This window comes from Cupriavidus sp. BIS7, from assembly GCF_000292345.1.
Taxonomy (GTDB): domain Bacteria; phylum Pseudomonadota; class Gammaproteobacteria; order Burkholderiales; family Burkholderiaceae; genus Cupriavidus.
Window position 1 is genome coordinate 22,294 of record NZ_ALOU01000042.1, and the last position, 16,035, is coordinate 38,328.

A 16,035-nucleotide genomic window follows, 5' to 3' on the forward strand; every position below is an offset into this window, starting at 1 on the left:
CACCCGATCCACTTTAGCCCGGCTGCATCGGGACCTCCATTGGTCCAAAGCACTATGGACCAATGAAGGCGCGCCGACATGCGCGCCGACCCGGAGCGTCAGAACGTATGCCGCATGCCGATCATGACGCCGACTCGCGTGGTGGTGGCCAGATCGGTGACGGGCGTGCCGGCCCAGTATTCGGTTTCGCGGCCGACCGTGCCACCGCGCGCGTGGACGACATCGGCCTCCACGTACAGGCTGGTGCGCCGGGAAAGCGCATAGTCCCCGACCAGCGCGATGCTGTCGGCGTTGCCGCTGCCAAGCAGCACGGGCTTGTCCTGGAACTGGGTGGTGACACCGCCGCGCTGCCGATAGCGGTAGTACGCCCCCGACACGTGCAGGGCCGGGGTGACCTGATAACCCAGTCCGACGAACGAGATGTCGAATTGCGCGTCGCTGGCCGATTCTCGCCGGCCCATGTGGCCCAGGTAGGCCGTGGCGTTGCCAAAGGCGTAAGAGCCGCCCACGGAGTAGTTGCGGATCGTGCTGGCGCCGTCGGTGCTGCGGCGCTGATCGTAGGCCACGCCAAGCGCCAGTGGGCCCTGCTGATACTTCACGCCGCCGCCGAGCGTGGTGCCCCGGCTCTGGTTGCCCGGCTGTTCGCCGGCGCCATAGTCAAGCTGCACGGAGACCGGGCCGATCGTGTGCTGATAGACCACGCTGTTGTCGATGCGATAGTCCTGGAAGAAGATGTCCCCGCCGATGTAAAGCGGGTCGGACCAGAAGTTGCCCCAGCCCTGGTCGAGCGGATTGAAGGCCCAGCCAATGTTGTTGAGCGCGTTGTACTGGCGCCCAAACGTCAGGCTGCCCCAGTTGCCGCTCAGGCCGGCCCACGCCTGGCGGCCGAAGAGCGCGTTGTAGGATGCGCGGCCATCGTCACTGCCGATGCCGGCTTCAAGCTGGAAGACGGCATGGTTGCCACCCCCGAGGTCCTCGGTGCCTTTCAGGCCCCAGCGGCTGCCGACCATGCCGCCCGAAACCAGTGCTGCCTGGTCATGATGACGTCCGTCGATATTGGATGTGTAGCGCACGGCGGTGCTGACGATGCCATACAGGGTCACGCCGGATTCGGCGTGGGCGGCGCCGGGCAAAAGCCCGGTTGCGAGCAGCCAGAGGCTGGCCGACTTCTTCATGGATTTCCTCCGGAATGCAGACCCGCCCGGCATGGCGTGCATGCGTGCAGAGGGGAGGGTCGGTCAGGCGTGTGCCCGAGTGGTTCCAGTCCCGCGCGGAAGTCCCCCGGAAGATCCGAAGGCGCGCGGGGCGTTATCCGGGCAGCGCGCAGCAAGCGGCGCGGGCCCCGGATCGAGGGTCGAAGCGGCAGGCAGTGCCTGGGGGGCTGGCGATAACCCAACGGCACATCGACTCTGCGCTGGCCATACTGCGAATGCGGGCGACTGCGGTCGACTGTGCGGGGTTTGCCTGAAAGGTCGGGCGCGAAGGCCCTGTGAGCGTTCGCCGATTTCCACTTCGACGTTTGCGGCCGTGGTCGGTGTGCAGATCAAGCCATGCACAAAGGCCGCGCCCGGTGTGGCGAACGGGGCGTAGTTTACTGCATATGGCGCGGCGCCCCTGAAAAGTGGCTTTTCCGACGTATGTCCTTCTGGCTGGCCGATTCTGGAAATAAACTGAATGGAACCGCGCCCCGGCGTGGTCCTGCGTGATCCATTTCATCGGCCGTCCAACCCTTCAGCGAGCCTAATTCCATGTCACTGCCACACCTGTCCTCTGGCCAGACCGCGAGCGTCCTGCCGCTCGGCGCCGATCTGGAAAAAGCACCCAGCAGTGCGCTGTTCAAGGCACCACACCTCGAAGTGGCCCGGCTGGTGCTGCGGGCGGGCAAGCGCCTGCCGCCGCATGCGGTGCCGGGTCCACTCACAATCCAATGCCTGGAGGGCGAGGTCGAGGTGGCACTCGGCAACGTCTCGCAACGGCTTCGGCAAGGTGATCTGCTATACCTTGCCGGCAACGAGAAGCACGATGTCGCGGCCGTCAGCGACGCCTCCCTGCTGTTGACAATCGTGCTGCTCAACAATGGCGGCTAAACGGAACAAGAAAAAGGAAGGCCGATGGGCATCACCAGATGGTTGAAGCGTAGAAGGCCCGAGGCGCCGGCCTTCGATAAACAGGATGTGGCCGACGCCGTCGAACGCGTGACGGCATTGAACCCGCGCCTGCGACTGGCGGCGCGTTACCAGCAGAGGCTGGCGCCAAAGACAGGCGAAGCGCTCGCGTACGTTCGGGGGCTGGTCGACGGCCTGCCGGCGTTTCGCGAAGCGAGTGCGGAAACCTGGTCGACCGATCCGGTTATCCGTGCCTGCTTTGCCACGGCGGACGAGGTGTCGGCCGCTCTGAGCCGCGCAACAACATTGCACGACTTCTTCGACAGCAACCTGGCGGCAGAGGAGGTCTACGCGGTGCTGGGGATGACCCGATCGGAGCGGCACACGCTAGGCGTGGCGGCGGAGGGCGATACGATGCGCACCGACGTGGCGCAGACCACCCTGAGCTTCAGCGACCACCAGTTCCGCATGTGTGCGCCCACCGAAGCGGCGCTGCGCGAGGAAATCGTCGGCCGCTTGCTGGATCAGCTTGCCATGCAGGGGATGGCGCGCATTGCCACCAAGCTGTCGAAGCGCGACGCGCTCAAGCAGGAGATCGCGTTGCTCAAGACCCGGCAGCGCCTGCTTGAGTCGAAAGGCCATGGTATCGGCGCCATGGTCGGCGGCGGCGCAGAGCCGGCCATTGGCGAACTGGCGAAGCTGAACGCGCAGATCGCGCAGAACGACGCCGAGCTTGCCAGCCTCTCCGAGGCAACCGGCACGCTGGACCGCCAGCTCGACATCCTGATCGGCGTCATCGGCGATGTCAGGAAACTGCTTAGCGTGGACTACCGGCGCGTGCGGCTGAGCCGGATGAATGTCGTGCTGGAGGGCGATGACGTGGCTGGCGACGATATCGAACTGGCGTCCGCCTCGCTGCCCGGCGCCCCGCCGCTGGTGCGCTCGTTTGCCTTGGTCCGCATCGCACGCCGGTCAATTGGGCCCGCGCGCAACCTGCTGGATATCGCCGAGCGCTTCCTGTAACGCTACTGCCCAAGCGCCTGGCACAGGGCCCGCAGATCGCGAACGATCAGGTGCGGCGGCGGGCTGCTGCGCGTCCATTGCGTAGCGGACGCTTCGCCGGAACGCACCACCCATGCCGCTTGCGCGCCGGCGGCAATCGCCCCGGCCACGTCCAGGTCGGGATCGTCGCCAACATGAAGCATCTGCGCGGGCGCGCATCCGGCGGCGTCGGCCGCGGCGTGGAAGATCGCAGCGTGCGGCTTGGCGCTGCCGAAGCTCTGCGGATTCAGCGAGGCCCGGAAAAACTGGTGTCCGCCGGTCAGCCGCAGGTTTGCATTGCCGTTCGACACGGCGACCAGCGGATAACGCTCGCTCAGCCATTGCAACGCGGGCAGCGCATCGTCAAAGAAATCCACCTGCTGGCGTGCGGCGAAGAACGCGTCGTAGGCCGGCTCGGCAAGCTGCTGGTCTTCGGCCGACATCTCCAGCACCAGCCGGATGGAACCGAGCCGCAGCGCGCGCAAGTCGTGCGCCTCGTCGGGACGCATGGCCTCGTAGCGGGAGCGGAGATCGCCGAGCACCTGCGGCGATGTCAGGATGCCTGCGGTTTTGGGCGCACGCTGCAGCAGCCAGTCGTGCAGCGCCTGTTCCGCGCGGATGACCGCCGGTTCAAACGCCCAAAGGGTGTCGTCAAGGTCGAGAGAGATTGCCGAGATGCTGGCGAGACGCATGATGGAAAGGCCGGGAAAGCTGGGAAAGGAACAGTCCTGCCGAATTTACCATCTCCGCTCCGTGTTCACACGTACGGATGCCGTGCAGCGTGCGCACTTACTTCAGGCCCAGCGTGAACGGCAGCAGCAGCGCGTTGGCAAGCAGCAGCGCATAGGCGATCACCATCGCGGCGGGAATATCCGGGCGCGCCTGGTACCGGCCATAGGAGCGCCGGCGATACCAGAGGAAGCCCGCGCCAGTGCCGATGACGGCGAACCCGGAGAGCACGCTTTCCAGTGCAAGCGATGCACGGCCCGGCTCGGCGGATTTGCTGGATTGGCCGGAATCTCCGGTGTCCTGGGCGCCTTCGGGTGCCGCCGTCGCAACGACGACTGGTGAGGCGACTTTGCCAGCTGTGCCAGTCGTTTTAAACGATGCCGCGGCCAGCGGCGTGAACCCGGCCCGCGACGCGTCGGTCCGGGTGGCCGGAGCCGATGCCGCCCCGGTCTGTGCCCGTTGTGCCCGTTGCGCGGGTACCGGCTGTGCAACGGGTGCAGCAGGCGTGGAAGCAACCGAAGCAGCCGGGGCGGCCGGCAATGCCGAAGAGGCGAGCGGCGCAGAAGCAAGCGGCGCGGGAGGGGGCGCGGAATGTGGCGTCGGCGCGGGCTCGCGCCTCGTGGGGCTCGATGTATCCACTGCGGCCCGCGCCGCGGGGACAGGGACCGGCGCCATGTGCATTGAACCGCGGTCTCGCCAGAACAGGTGGAACAGGCCATCCAGGCAGCGTGCGGTATCGCAGGCATCGCGCCTGGTCCGCCAGTTCGCAATATCCCCGTTCTGGATCGTGCCCTTGTGCAGCATCCTCTGCTGCTCGGCGTAGATGCGCTCGTAGCGCTCGGACATCCCGGCGGAATCGCAGATCAGGTGGTGCCGGGCTGCGCTGGAACGCGGGCCGTCTGCGTCCAGCGCGCAGCGCAGCCCGGTGCCGTTCGGGTCATTGCATACCACCGGGGCGCCCCCGCCGTGTGCGTGACAGTCGATGTCAGACGCCCATGCGACGCGCGGCGCGGCCACGCCGGCCAGAAGGACCGCAACAAGGGCCAAGGGCACAGCCATGGTCCAGCGCGCAGTGACCTTGTTCATCGCGAAAGCCTCGTCGAAGCGGTGCGGACTTTCAACGTAGTCGATAGTCCGGCGCGTGCACAGCCCCGCCATGCCATGCGCATGCGAAGCGGCACTTGCGGTCCTCAACTTCATCCATTTGGACGATGGTCCCAGACCAGATATGCAGCCTTTCCAGCACTGATTTGAATTCTTTCGATTCGTGCAGCGGACGCATATATGACGCATGGAATACGGCTACATTTTGTGCTTGCAGTACCGCCTGCTGCAGGGAGGCCTGCCGCGGCGTCACAACAACCTGAGGAGACCCCTATGAGCCATCGTCTAGCCGCTACCGGCGCAGCAATTGCGCTGCTGTTGATGTCTGCAACCGCAGGCGCACAGCCGCAGGAGCCCATGAATGCGCAGGAAGCCAAGGCGAAGTTCACCGAGAAGTTCAATGCGGCGGATGCGGACCACGACGGCAAGCTGACCCGCCAGGAGGCCGAGGCCGGCATGCCGAACGTGGCGAAGGACTTCGACAAGATCGACGCGAAGAAGAAGGGCTTCGTCACGCAGAAGCAGATCGGCGCCTACTACGCGGCCAAGGCCAAGCAGCATCGGGCCCAGGACCCGGGCAACCTGAACTGACCTGTCATCCTCAAGCCGGCAAGGTGGCCGCCAATGGCGCCACCTTGAACCGCTTGCCGGACTTCCGCACCCCTCATCGCTCCATCATCCTTCGGGCACATGCCGGGCCCGTACCGCGTGATAATATTCGCGCGCGAACTAAATCGGGATGGTGCCTCCTTGAAACATCGACTCGTCTATCTCTTGAACGTCGGGCAGCGTCGCCTGCTCCGATGGACGCAGGCGCGTACCACCGCCGGCGGCGTCACGGCATCGCAGTCGGGCGTGCTGTTCTATCTTGGCAAGAACGATGGCGCACTGATGAGTGAAGCGGGCGCGGCGCTGGATCTTGGCGCCCCCGGCATGAGCGGCCTTGCCGATCGCATGGAACGCGCGGGGCTGCTGGAGCGCGGTCTGGACGAAAACGACCGCCGCGCCTCCAGGCTTTGGCTGACCGATGCAGGCCGCGTGGCGCTCAAGCGTTCCAAGGCCAACCTGACCGAACTGAATGCCAAGCTGACGGAAGGATTCACGCCGTCGGAGATCGACGTGGTGGCGCGCTGGCTGACCAGCTTGCAGCAGAAATTCCCGGTCACCGAAGGCGACCGGGACGATCGCGACTAATAGGGGTGATCCAGGCTGACACCCCGCAAGGGGCATCAGCCATCGGCACGTCTCGCGCTATTCGCGCTATTCGCGTTATTGCCTGGTGATCCTGCTGAAGTCTGGCTGGCGCTTCTGGGCGAACGCCATGAACGCTTCCTTTGCCTCGGCGCTGGACAGCCGTTCCATGAAGGTGGCGCTCTCCGTATCCATCTGCGCCACCAGCTTCTCCGCGTCCCGCATCAGCCGCTTCATCGCGATTAAAGACCCCTGCGGCTTCGTGGCGAGCTTATCCGCAATGCGTCGTGCTTCCGCACGCAGTTGCGCGCCAGCGACGGCCTTGTTCGCGATGCCCCACATCACGGCATTGCCCGCGGGGACGGGCTCTCCGAGCGAGAACATCTCGAATGCGCGGGCGTGCCCGATTCTCAGCGGCAGCAGGTAGCTCGACGCGGCCTCGGGCACGAGCGCCAGATTCACGAACGGCGTAATCAACTGCGCATCGTCGGCCACGATCACGTAGTCGCAGTGCAGCAGCATGGTCGTCCCTACGCCGACGGCCTTGCCTTGCACGGCAGCCACGATCGGCACGGTTGCATTCGCCAGCGCGTGCAGGAACCGCACGACGTGACGCTCCGCTGGCGCATTGCCCATCGCCTGCGCGGCGAATTCGCCAACGTCGTTGCCTGCGGTGAAGGTATCGCCATCCGCCTGTACCAGCACCACGCGGATATCGCCATTCGTGGATGCGCTCTCGATGGCGTCCGCCAGGGCGCCATACATCTCGTTGGACAGGGCATTTTTCTTGTCCGCTCGCGAAAGCGTGAGCGTCAGTACGCCACCTGCAAGTTCAGTATTGATTTCCGGGATCACGGCTGTGTCTCCTGAGTCGACGGGGGCGCCGCCGCTGTCCCGCCTCAGGCGGAACGGTGACGGCTTGCACGCGAGGATTAAATTCGCATGCGAAGTATATATGCTTCGCGTGCGAAGTAAAGCGAGGACCCTGCGGCGGAGCCCTGCAAGTGCAGGCCTGTCCGCGTTTCGCGCGAACGAATGACGCGCGAGCCATCCGCAATCTCCCCATGAGGGTTTGTTCCAACTGTTCGCCGCGTCGGCGTTGCAGTCTACTGAGCCCAGGTTGTGCAGTGTGGCCGGGTGACGCGCAGCGTCTCCCGGGGTTTGGAAACCTTCCTGGAGACAACACCATGGTGACCAAGCAGGACGATGCCTTCATTCTGAGAAACCTGATTGCGCTGGCCGCGGTGGAAACACTGGGTGGCGCCATTGCACTGGGACTGGTCTTCAACTTCCTGACCTGATCTGATTTTCCGGCCCCGGGGCCGCCGCGAGCGTTGCCGCGCCGGTCCCGGCCACCGCTTTCCTTCCCGCTTTTCCTGCCTGATTGCCGACTGATTCCCCCGCCAGCAGGTTTGCTGGCCCGCCACTACAATGGCGCATCGCCCGGCAAGGCTACCGGGTCTGACCTGGGAGTCGATGATGCGCATTCTGGTAGTTGGGGTGGGTGCTACGGGCGGTTATTTCGGCGCGCGGCTGTTGCAGGCCGGGCGGGACGTGACATTCCTGGTGCGTCCGCGCCGCGCCGCACAATTGGCCGAACATGGCCTGCGGGTCAAGAGCCCGCACGGCGACCTGCATTTCCCCAATCCCCCGGTGGTGTTGTCCGAGCAGATTAGCCAGCCCTATGACGTGGTGCTGCTGAGTTGCAAGGCATACGATCTGGAAAGCGCCATGGACGGTTTCGCGCCAGCCATGGGGCCGAACACCGTGGTCATCCCGTTGCTCAACGGCATGCAACATCTAGACAAGCTCGACGCGCGCTTCGGCGCCGGGCGGGTCATGGGCGGCCGCTGCCTGATCTCCAGCACGCTCGACGATCAAGGCACGATCCTTCATCTGTCCAGGTTCCACGTGCTGTCCTTCGGCGAGCGTCCTTCCGGAAGCAGTGAGCGCGCGCTGACATTGGCGGATGCATTCGGCAATGCCGGGTTCGACGTGCAGCGCAGCGACGCCATGCTGCAGGACATGTGGGAGAAATGGCAGTTCCTGGCCACGCTGGCGTCGTCCACCTGCCTGATGCGGGCAACCATCGGCGATATCCTCGCGGCCCCGCGCGGGCGCGAGACCATCGCGGCGCTGCTCGACGAATGCACCGCCATCGCGGCCGGCAACGGCTACCCGCCCCGCGCGCCGGCGATGGAACAGGCCAGGGCCACGCTGTTTGCCGAAGGCTCGCCGCTGACGGCGTCGATGCTGCGTGACCTTGAGCGCGGCGCGGCCATCGAATCGGACCAGATCGTGGCGGACATGCTGGCCCGCCGCGGCCAGACCCCGGCCCCCACGCTGGAGATGGCGCTGACCAGCCTGAAGGCCTACGAAGCGCGCCGCGCGCGCGGCGGCTGAGGTCCGGGGCTTGCTGCAAAAGCGGCAAGCCTGATTCAAACAAAATCGATTGGGCTGAACGGGTTCGTTTACCTACACTCCGCTGATTACAAGCAGCGTCCGGCACTTGCCATGCCGGGCCGGATACAAACGGAGGAGGTCATCGATGCAGAATTTCCTGTTCAAGGTGGGCCTTGCCACATTGGCGGCCTGCACCATGCTGGGCGCCGGCGCACAAACGACCGGCACAGAAACGACCGGCGCTGGCGGCCTGCTGAACCAGCAGACCACGCTGCGCATCACTGCCGCGCAACTGTCTGCACTGCTCAATTCCACCAGCGATGGCCAGCAGCTTCTGCAGGTTGCGGGCATGCCCCAGTGCGACATTGAGATCGTGACGCTGCGGTACCGCACGGTGGGCGGTGCCGGTGAGTCGGCCAATGCCAGCGCCGCACTGATGATTCCCGGCGGCAAGGCGTGCGGCGGGCCGCGTCCAACGCTGCTGTATGCGCACGGTACCACCGCATACAAGAAGTACAACCTTGCCGATATCACGCAGACTGACCCACGCAATGGCGACGGCGCCTCGGAAGGCATCAGCGTCGCGGCGATGTACGCGGCCCAGGGCTATATCGTCGTAGCCAGCAACTATGCCGGATATGCGGGTTCGGATCTCGACTATCACCCCTACCTGAACGGCGCGCAGCAGTCGGCCGACATGGTGGCCTCGCTGCGGGCTGCCCGCGCCGCGCTGTACGCGCCGGGAAGTGGCAGGACCGCGCAGGAGAACGGGAAGCTGTTCGTCACCGGATACTCGCAGGGCGGCTACGTGGCCATGGCCACGCACCGGCTGCTGCAGGCGTCGGGGATTCCTGTAACGGCATCCGCGCCGGGCTCGGGTCCGTATGCGCTGGCCGCGATGGGCGACGCGCTGGCGGCGGGCCAGGTTGGCATCGGCTCCACCGTATTTGCGGTGCTGGTCACCACGAGCTACCAGCGGTCCTACGGCAACCTGTATCGTCACCCGCCCGAGTTCTACGAGTCGGCCTATGCGCCGGGCATCGCCAGCCTGCTGCCGAGCATGAATTCGCTCGACAAGATCTTCGCGCAGGGCAAGCTGCCACCGACCCAGCTCTTCAACAGCACGCCGCCTGCCTTGCAATTCGCGTCGCTGACACCGCCCACGTCTCCGCCGCTGTCGCCGCCTGAACTGACGCCCGTGTTTGCGCTCGGCTTCGGCAAAGCAGACCTCGTCCGCAACGACTACCGGCTGGCCATGCTGGAGGATGCGTTGATCAATCCCGACGGTGCGTTTCCAGGCTCGACGGCAGCCATGGCGCCGGCCGCGCGGCCCACTCAGCCGCTGCGCGTGGACTTCAAGGTCAACGACCTGCGCAACTGGCAGCCGCACGCACCCGTCCAGCTATGCGGCGGACATGACGATCCCACCGTGTTCTTCTTCAACGCTACCGTGCAGCAGGCGTACTGGAAGAATGCAAACGTACCGGCCGGGCTGACCAGCGTGCTCGATGTGGATGCGCCGATCGCCGGCCCGGGCGACCCCTACGCGGCACTCAAGCAGGGCTTTGCCCTGGCGAAGATGAACGTTGCCGCGCAGGCGGTGGCCGGGGGCGCGAACGATGGCGGTGCCTCGGCGGTCATCCAGGCTTACCACGGTACGCTGGTGGCACCGTTCTGCATGGTTGCTGCGCGCGCTTTCTTCGGGCAGTTCTAAGCAGGCGCGGATACACGCGGATAGACGCGGATAGGCGCGGAGCAGCGGCAAGCCGCCAGCTCCGCGCGTTCCGCTCAGACCAGTCAGACGTCGATCGCCGAATTCGACTTCACCTGCCGCCGCAGTTCGAACTTCTGGATCTTGCCGGTGGACGTCTTGGGCAGCGGCCCGAAGTAGACCGCCTTGGGCACCTTGAAGCTGGCCAGCAGCGTGCGGCAATGCGCGATCAATTCCTCGGCGGTGACGCTCGCCCCCTCCTTCAGTTCGACGAACGCACAAGGCGTCTCGCCCCACTTGGCGTCCGGCTGCGCCACCACGGCAGCGGCCAGCACGGCAGGGTGGCGGTACAGCGCGTCTTCCACCTCGACGCTGGAGATATTCTCGCCACCCGAAATGATGATGTCCTTGCTGCGGTCCTTGATCTTGATGTAGCCGTCCGGCATGCACACGCCAAGGTCGCCAGTGTGGAACCAGCCGCCGGCAAACGCTTCGCTCGTGGCCTTGTCGTTCTTCAGGTAGCCCTTCATGCAGATGTTGCCGCGGAACATGATCTCGCCGATAGTCTCGCCATCGCGCGGCACAGGCTCCATGGTGTCGGGATCGAGCACGGCGACGCCGGACTGCAGGTGATAGCGCACGCCCTGGCGCGCTTTCAGCACCGCACGCTCTTCCTGCGACACGCTGCGCCAGTTGTCCTGTTCGGCGCAGACCGCGGCGGGGCCATAGACCTCGGTCAGGCCATAGACGTGGGACAGCTCGAAGCCCATCGCCTCCATCTGCGCCAGCACGGCCGCCGGTGGCGGGGCGCCGGCCACCATGCCGCGCACGGGGCCGCGCAGCCCCTCGCGCCATGACGCCGGAGCGTTGACCAGCGCCGTGTGGACGATCGGCGCGGCGCAGTAGTGCGTCACGCCTTCGTCGCGCATCAGGTCGAACACGAGCTTCGGCTCGAACTTGCGCAGGCAGACGTTCACGCCGGCACGCGCCGCAATGGTCCACGGGAAGCACCAGCCATTGCAATGGAACATCGGCAGCGTCCACAGATAGACCGGATGCTTGGCCATGTCCCATTCGAGGATGTTCGAGATCGCGTTCATGGCCGCGCCGCGATGGTGATAGACCACGCCCTTGGGGTCGCCCGTGGTACCCGACGTGTAGTTCAGCGCGATGGCATCCCATTCGTCGGCGGGCATCTGCCAGTCGAACTCGGGGTCTCCGCCGGCAAGGAAGCTCTCGTAGTCGGTATCGCCGAACGGCTCGGCGGCGGGCCCGAGCGCATCCTCGACGGCGATGACCTTGAGCCCGCGTACTTCGCGTGCCAGCTGACGGGCCGCGTCGGCAAACTCCGTGTCGGCCAGCAGTACCTTGGCTTCGCCATGACGCAGCATGAAGACGAGGTTGGCGGCGTCCAGGCGAATGTTCAGCGCGTTGAGCACGGCGCCGGCCATCGGCACGCCGAAATGCGCCTCCACCATCGCCGGGGTGTTGGGCAGCAGCGCCGCCACCGTGTCGCCCTTGCCGATGCCCGCACGGGCCAGCGCGCTGGCCAGGCGGCGGCAGCGGGCATAGGTGTCGCGCCAGTTCTGGCGTATCGGGCCATGCGCGATGGCCAGGCGGTCACCGTAGACTTCGGCCGCGCGGGCGATGAAGTCGAGTGGCGTGATCGGTACGTAGTTGGCGCGGTTGCGGGCCAGCCCGGTGTCATAGTCGGTCGGCATGGCGTGTCTCCTGTGTTGATCCTTGAGGATTCGTCGAATGAGGTCCGGCGCACGCTATCATTGCGCCCACGGCAGACTCTGTCGCCCGGATGACAGAGCTGGCGCTTTCGGCGCGCGGCGGCCTCGCGAACGCGCCGAAAGTTGATATTCCTCAAGATCTTCCTCCACTGTGAACGCCCACGCCCTGTTAGCGCAACACGACTGGTTCCGTGCCTTGTCCCCGGCACACCAGGAACTCGCCGCGTCCGAGACCGTGGTCCGCACCTATCCGGCGGGCGGCTACATTGCGCGGCGCGGCGAGTACTCGCGCTACTGGATCGGCGTGGACGCGGGGCTCATCAAGCTCGCCGTGTACACGCCAGACGGGCGCGGCTGCACGTTCTCGGGCGTGCCGGCCGGCGGCTGGTGCGGGGAGGGCAGCGTCATCAAGCGCGAGGATCGGCGCTATGACGTGATAGCGATTCGCGAATCGCGCGTGCTGCTGGTGCCCGAGACGGTCTTCAACACGCTGCTGGCCGACAGCCTGCCGTTCGCCGGCTTCGTGGTGCGGCAGCTCAACGAGCGCATGGGGCAGTTCATCGCCACCGTGCAGAACGATCGTCTGCTTGGCGCCGATGCACGCGTGGCCCAGGCCATCGCACAGCTCTTTCATACGGCGCTGTACCCCAAGACCACCGAGGTGCTGGAGCTTTCGCAGGAGGAGATTGGCCTGCTGACGGGGCTGTCGCGGCAGCGGGTGAACCAGGCACTGCGGCGGCTGGAGGCGGGCGGCATGGTCAGACTGTCCTACCAGACCATCCAGGTGACCGACCTGGAGGGGTTGCGGCGATTCGGGCTGTCGGAACTGTAAGGCTCGAAGCCCCAGGCGCTATCAACTGGCCGCCTTGAACTCCTTGATGGCCCGCTCCCGCGCGGCCTGGCGTTCCTGCAGCATCCGGTAGGCCGCGTAGTACTTGTAGATGTTGCGGACATAGGTGGTGGTCTCTATGCCAATGTCCTCTGCCACCACTATTTCCACGTTGTTGAACCACTTGTTGGGGTCCAGGCCGCGCTCCTCGGCTTCCGCGCGCATCTTTGCAATGTTGGCTGGCCCGGCGTTGTAACTCGCAAAGGCGAACAGCGTCCGGTCCGTTTCGGAGAAATGTGCGCCGGAGAAGTACCGTGACATCAGCATGTCCATGTACTTGGCTCCCGCATGGACGTTGTGCTCCGCAACGCGGATATCGCCGACCTTCAACTCCCTGCCAGTGGCCGGCATGATCTGCATGATGCCGATGGCCCCCACATGGCTGCGCGCATTCTGGTCGAGCCGGGATTCCTGGAAGCCCTGCGCGGCCAGCATCAGCGGATCAAAGCCGTAGTCTTTGCCGTATTTCTCGAACAGGCGGACGGTCTGCTCGAAGCGCTTGAACTCCGTGTCGTTGGTGTTGTTCTTGATCTGCCGGATCCGGCGCATGTACTGCTTGAGCCGGTACTCGGCGATGCCGAGCTTCTTCATGTAGTTGATATCGAAATCGTTGAGCACCTGGCGCAGCTGCGGGCTGTTCTTGCGGAATGCCCACCCCGTGTAGCCCTCGTTACGGACCGCCAGGTTCGCATGCACCTTCACGTTCGGCAGGATCTGCGCCCACATGGTGGCCTTCCAGTCGTCGACCACGATGATCGGCAGCAGCCCGGCGTTGAGCATCTCCAGCTCGTCTTCATCCTCCAGTGCTTCCGGCAGCAGCGAGAGCTTGACCGGCGCCTTGCCGGCACGGCGCAGCCGGTTGTTCAGTGCGGTCAGGCTTTCGTAGTAGCTGCTGGAGCGGCGTACATACACCGTCTTGCCGGACAGGTCGTCCACGCTCTGCAATGCGGGCGCCTTGGGGCCGGTTACTACCAGTTCGCGCACGGGCTTCTGGTGGCGCGGGGCGGCGAAGTCCACCAGCTTCAAGCGCTCTTCCGTTTCCGTCAGGTTGCCGGCCGCAATGTCGCCCAGCCCGCTATCGAGGTCGGTCAGCAGGCGGTCGCGTGTGGTGGGAATGATGTAGATGGTCAGTGGGCGATTGTCGAGCTTGCTGGCGTAGGTCTTGTTCACATACTTTTCGAGATCACGCACCAGTTCGGCGGTCAGCCCGCGCTCATGCCCCTTGTCGCTGAAGTACAGCGTGCGGCTGTATGGCACCAGCACGCGGATGGTGCGGTTTTCGAGCATCGCATCGAAGTCGCCCTTCCACGGCTTGTTGACCAGCTTGAGTTGCCGCACGGGGGCGGCAGGATTTGCGCCTGGCGGCTTCGCGGCGGCAGCACTGGCGGCTGCGGCACTGGCAGCGGGTGCGGAAGCGGGTGCGCGCTTTGGTTGCGCTGCAGCAATTGGCCCATGGCAAAGGAACACCCATATCAGGCCGTGCAGCAGCAGGCCGGCCAGGCGGGAGCGGGGGCAAGGAGCAGTCATCCGGGGCACGCTCCGCAGGCACGGTCAAATTGTGCTGCGCGTGCTCCTTGAGTCTAGCCGTGCAGCGGGGCCGCGCAAGTGCGTGTGGCAGCGCGTGTGCCAGTGCGTGTGCAGTGTGTGTGCCAGCAGGTGGCGACTACCCCATTCCACGCCGTTAGCGCTTTCCCCTAGTGACCCAAATTGCAAAAAATACGTCCCGCCAGATCAAATTGGACTGCGCAAACTTTTCATACTGGAGACACGCCAACGCGCGAATTTCAATCCACCGAATTACTGCCATGCTTGCTCTTGCCTTCTGGTTTATCTGCTCCGCCGCCGTTGGCCTCTTCGCCAATGCGCTGGGACGCTCCGGCGCCACGTGGATTCTCTTTTCGCTGATCCTGAGCCCATCCCTTGGCCTGATCGTCGTTGCCGTGCTCGACAAGAAGCGGGCGCGATCGGCACGTGCGATTGAAGCCGAGGTTGCCGCGACGGCATCTGCGTAACTCCAGGCAGGCGCCGATCAGGGCGCCGAAGAGCGGCGCGTCCCGAACTCCCTGACTTTCGAACAACTCGGCCCGCCCGGCGCGATGCAGGTGGGCCGCAGCCCGCCTGCAAATACCCTTAGCGAGTTAGCTGTGCGCGCCGTCCGTGTACGGGTCGCGCGGGTCCGTGATCTTCGCGATGTCCGAGTAGACATCGAACTTGCTGGCCTTGGCGCCATCGGTGTAGGGGTCACGCGGTCCCATGACATGCTTCGTGCCGTCCGTGGTGGCGGTGTCGGTCGGCATTCCGGTTGCATGGGCCAGCGTGGTGAACGATGCAAAGGCGGCGACAGCCGCCATCGTTGCCATGGTGAACGGTTTCATGATGATCTCCTGATGCGGTACGGTTGGTGCCCGCACTGCATGACAACAGTGCCGGGCCCGGATGGGCACGCCGACCCGCTCCTGATGAATCGCCTGCTCGGATTGGTGGATCCGATTGGTGGATCAGATTGGTGGAAACCAGGGGCCGGTGCGGCATGCACCTGTAGAACAGTGAACGGCAGCGATTTATTCCCACGTTTCGACGACCGTTTCGACGACCGTTTCGCCGAATGAATGCAGCGGAATAAATGCGGGCATCGAGCGGTATACCAATGCACGACAAGGTCGCGCGAGCGCTGTTATGCTTCTACGGCATTGATGCTCAGGCACATGCGTCAAGGCCAGGCATGCCTTCAGGGGAGAAGAGGAGCGCTCATGTTTTCAGATTCCATCCACGTGTTGAAATCCGCGATGGCCGCCGTGCTGCTGGCAATGGTATCGACAGCAGCGTTTGCCGCGTCGTCGACGGACAGCGGGGCGCAGATCCTTGATACCGAGCGCGGCATTGGCAACAGCGGAAACGGCGGCACCGAACTGCGAACCGCGCCGCTTTCGCAGCGCGTCGCCACCGGCGCGCAGCCGATGACGCCTGACGGCACGCATGGCAATGGCGCCGCGCAGTACCCGTACATCGTCGCACCATATATCCAGGTAGGCGGCGGCACACCGCCGATCCCAACCCCGAATCCGCCGCCTCAGCGTCCCCGGCCCACGCCGCATACGCCGTAATCACGCGGCATGCGCGAAT

Annotated in this window: 16 protein-coding genes; 9 read left to right on the forward strand and 7 right to left on the reverse strand. The window is 65.1% G+C overall.

All coding sequences use genetic code 11. The features are described from left to right. Positions 1 to 98 precede the first annotated feature (98 nt). Positions 99 to 1,175: a porin gene (locus B552_RS0115765; protein WP_019450003.1), complete on the reverse strand. Its 1,077-nt coding sequence runs from the start codon at positions 1,173 to 1,175 to the stop codon at positions 99 to 101. A gap of 573 nt (positions 1,176 to 1,748) precedes the next feature. Between B552_RS0115765 and B552_RS0115770 the strand changes: the two genes are divergently transcribed. Continuing rightward, positions 1,749 to 2,087, forward strand: coding sequence for a cupin domain-containing protein (locus tag B552_RS0115770; protein WP_019450004.1), 339 nt, complete (start codon positions 1,749 to 1,751; stop codon positions 2,085 to 2,087). 24 nt (positions 2,088 to 2,111) lie between these two features. Further along, on the forward strand, positions 2,112 to 3,128 hold the full coding sequence (locus tag B552_RS0115775) for a hypothetical protein (RefSeq protein ID WP_019450005.1): 1,017 nt from the start codon (positions 2,112 to 2,114) through the stop codon (positions 3,126 to 3,128). 2 nt (positions 3,129 to 3,130) lie between these two features. On the opposite strand, the gene B552_RS0115780 is transcribed toward B552_RS0115775, so the two are convergent. Then, the gene (locus B552_RS0115780; protein WP_019450006.1) at positions 3,131 to 3,838 is read right to left on the reverse strand and encodes an HAD-IA family hydrolase; all 708 of its coding nucleotides are present in this window, start codon (positions 3,836 to 3,838) and stop codon (positions 3,131 to 3,133) included. A 97-nt stretch (positions 3,839 to 3,935) separates the two neighbouring features. Further along, positions 3,936 to 5,075, reverse strand: a complete 1,140-nt coding sequence (locus B552_RS0115785; RefSeq protein WP_019450007.1) for a hypothetical protein — start codon at positions 5,073 to 5,075, stop codon at positions 3,936 to 3,938. Positions 5,076 to 5,252: 177 nt separating this feature from the next. Between B552_RS0115785 and B552_RS0115790 the strand changes: the two genes are divergently transcribed. Together B552_RS0115790 and B552_RS0115795 are read left to right on the forward strand one after the other, a co-directional pair. Beyond that, positions 5,253 to 5,570 (forward strand): calcium-binding EF-hand protein, encoded by a 318-nt coding sequence (locus B552_RS0115790; protein WP_019450008.1) that lies wholly within the window; start codon positions 5,253 to 5,255, stop codon positions 5,568 to 5,570. A gap of 159 nt (positions 5,571 to 5,729) precedes the next feature. Then, complete coding sequence (locus B552_RS0115795; protein ID WP_026035704.1) at positions 5,730 to 6,173, forward strand: MarR family winged helix-turn-helix transcriptional regulator; 444 nt, start codon at positions 5,730 to 5,732, stop codon at positions 6,171 to 6,173. A gap of 75 nt (positions 6,174 to 6,248) precedes the next feature. Here the strand turns inward: B552_RS0115795 and B552_RS0115800 are convergent, their stop codons facing one another. Next, positions 6,249 to 7,025, reverse strand: a complete 777-nt coding sequence (locus B552_RS0115800; RefSeq protein ID WP_019450010.1) for an enoyl-CoA hydratase — start codon at positions 7,023 to 7,025, stop codon at positions 6,249 to 6,251. A 624-nt stretch (positions 7,026 to 7,649) separates the two neighbouring features. On the opposite strand from B552_RS0115800, the gene panE reads away from it, so the two are divergent. Beyond that, entirely contained in the window at positions 7,650 to 8,573 is a 924-nt protein-coding gene (gene panE, locus B552_RS0115810; protein ID WP_019450012.1) for a 2-dehydropantoate 2-reductase, read from the forward strand. 145 nt (positions 8,574 to 8,718) lie between these two features. Then, positions 8,719 to 10,287 (forward strand): hypothetical protein, encoded by a 1,569-nt coding sequence (locus tag B552_RS0115815; RefSeq protein WP_019450013.1) that lies wholly within the window; start codon positions 8,719 to 8,721, stop codon positions 10,285 to 10,287. 83 nt (positions 10,288 to 10,370) lie between these two features. Here B552_RS0115815 and B552_RS0115820 read toward each other — a convergent pair whose 3' ends face one another. Continuing rightward, positions 10,371 to 12,005 (reverse strand): acyl-CoA synthetase, encoded by a 1,635-nt coding sequence (locus B552_RS0115820; protein WP_019450014.1) that lies wholly within the window; start codon positions 12,003 to 12,005, stop codon positions 10,371 to 10,373. 169 nt (positions 12,006 to 12,174) lie between these two features. Between B552_RS0115820 and B552_RS0115825 the strand changes: the two genes are divergently transcribed. Further along, entirely contained in the window at positions 12,175 to 12,855 is a 681-nt protein-coding gene (locus B552_RS0115825; RefSeq protein ID WP_026035705.1) for a Crp/Fnr family transcriptional regulator, read from the forward strand. A gap of 21 nt (positions 12,856 to 12,876) precedes the next feature. Here the strand turns inward: B552_RS0115825 and B552_RS0115830 are convergent, their stop codons facing one another. Then, entirely contained in the window at positions 12,877 to 14,439 is a 1,563-nt protein-coding gene (locus B552_RS0115830) for a transglycosylase SLT domain-containing protein (protein ID WP_026035706.1), read from the reverse strand. Positions 14,440 to 14,717: 278 nt separating this feature from the next. Between B552_RS0115830 and B552_RS0115835 the strand changes: the two genes are divergently transcribed. Continuing rightward, positions 14,718 to 14,924: a hypothetical protein gene (locus B552_RS0115835; RefSeq protein WP_019450017.1), complete on the forward strand. Its 207-nt coding sequence runs from the start codon at positions 14,718 to 14,720 to the stop codon at positions 14,922 to 14,924. A 126-nt stretch (positions 14,925 to 15,050) separates the two neighbouring features. Here B552_RS0115835 and B552_RS0115840 read toward each other — a convergent pair whose 3' ends face one another. Then, on the reverse strand, positions 15,051 to 15,287 hold the full coding sequence (locus B552_RS0115840; protein WP_019450018.1) for a hypothetical protein: 237 nt from the start codon (positions 15,285 to 15,287) through the stop codon (positions 15,051 to 15,053). A gap of 375 nt (positions 15,288 to 15,662) precedes the next feature. On the opposite strand from B552_RS0115840, the gene B552_RS0115845 reads away from it, so the two are divergent. Then, positions 15,663 to 16,016 carry a hypothetical protein gene (locus B552_RS0115845; protein WP_019450019.1) on the forward strand — a complete coding sequence of 118 codons (354 nt, stop codon included), beginning with the start codon at positions 15,663 to 15,665 and terminating at the stop codon, positions 16,014 to 16,016. The last annotated feature ends 19 nt before the right edge of the window (positions 16,017 to 16,035 follow it).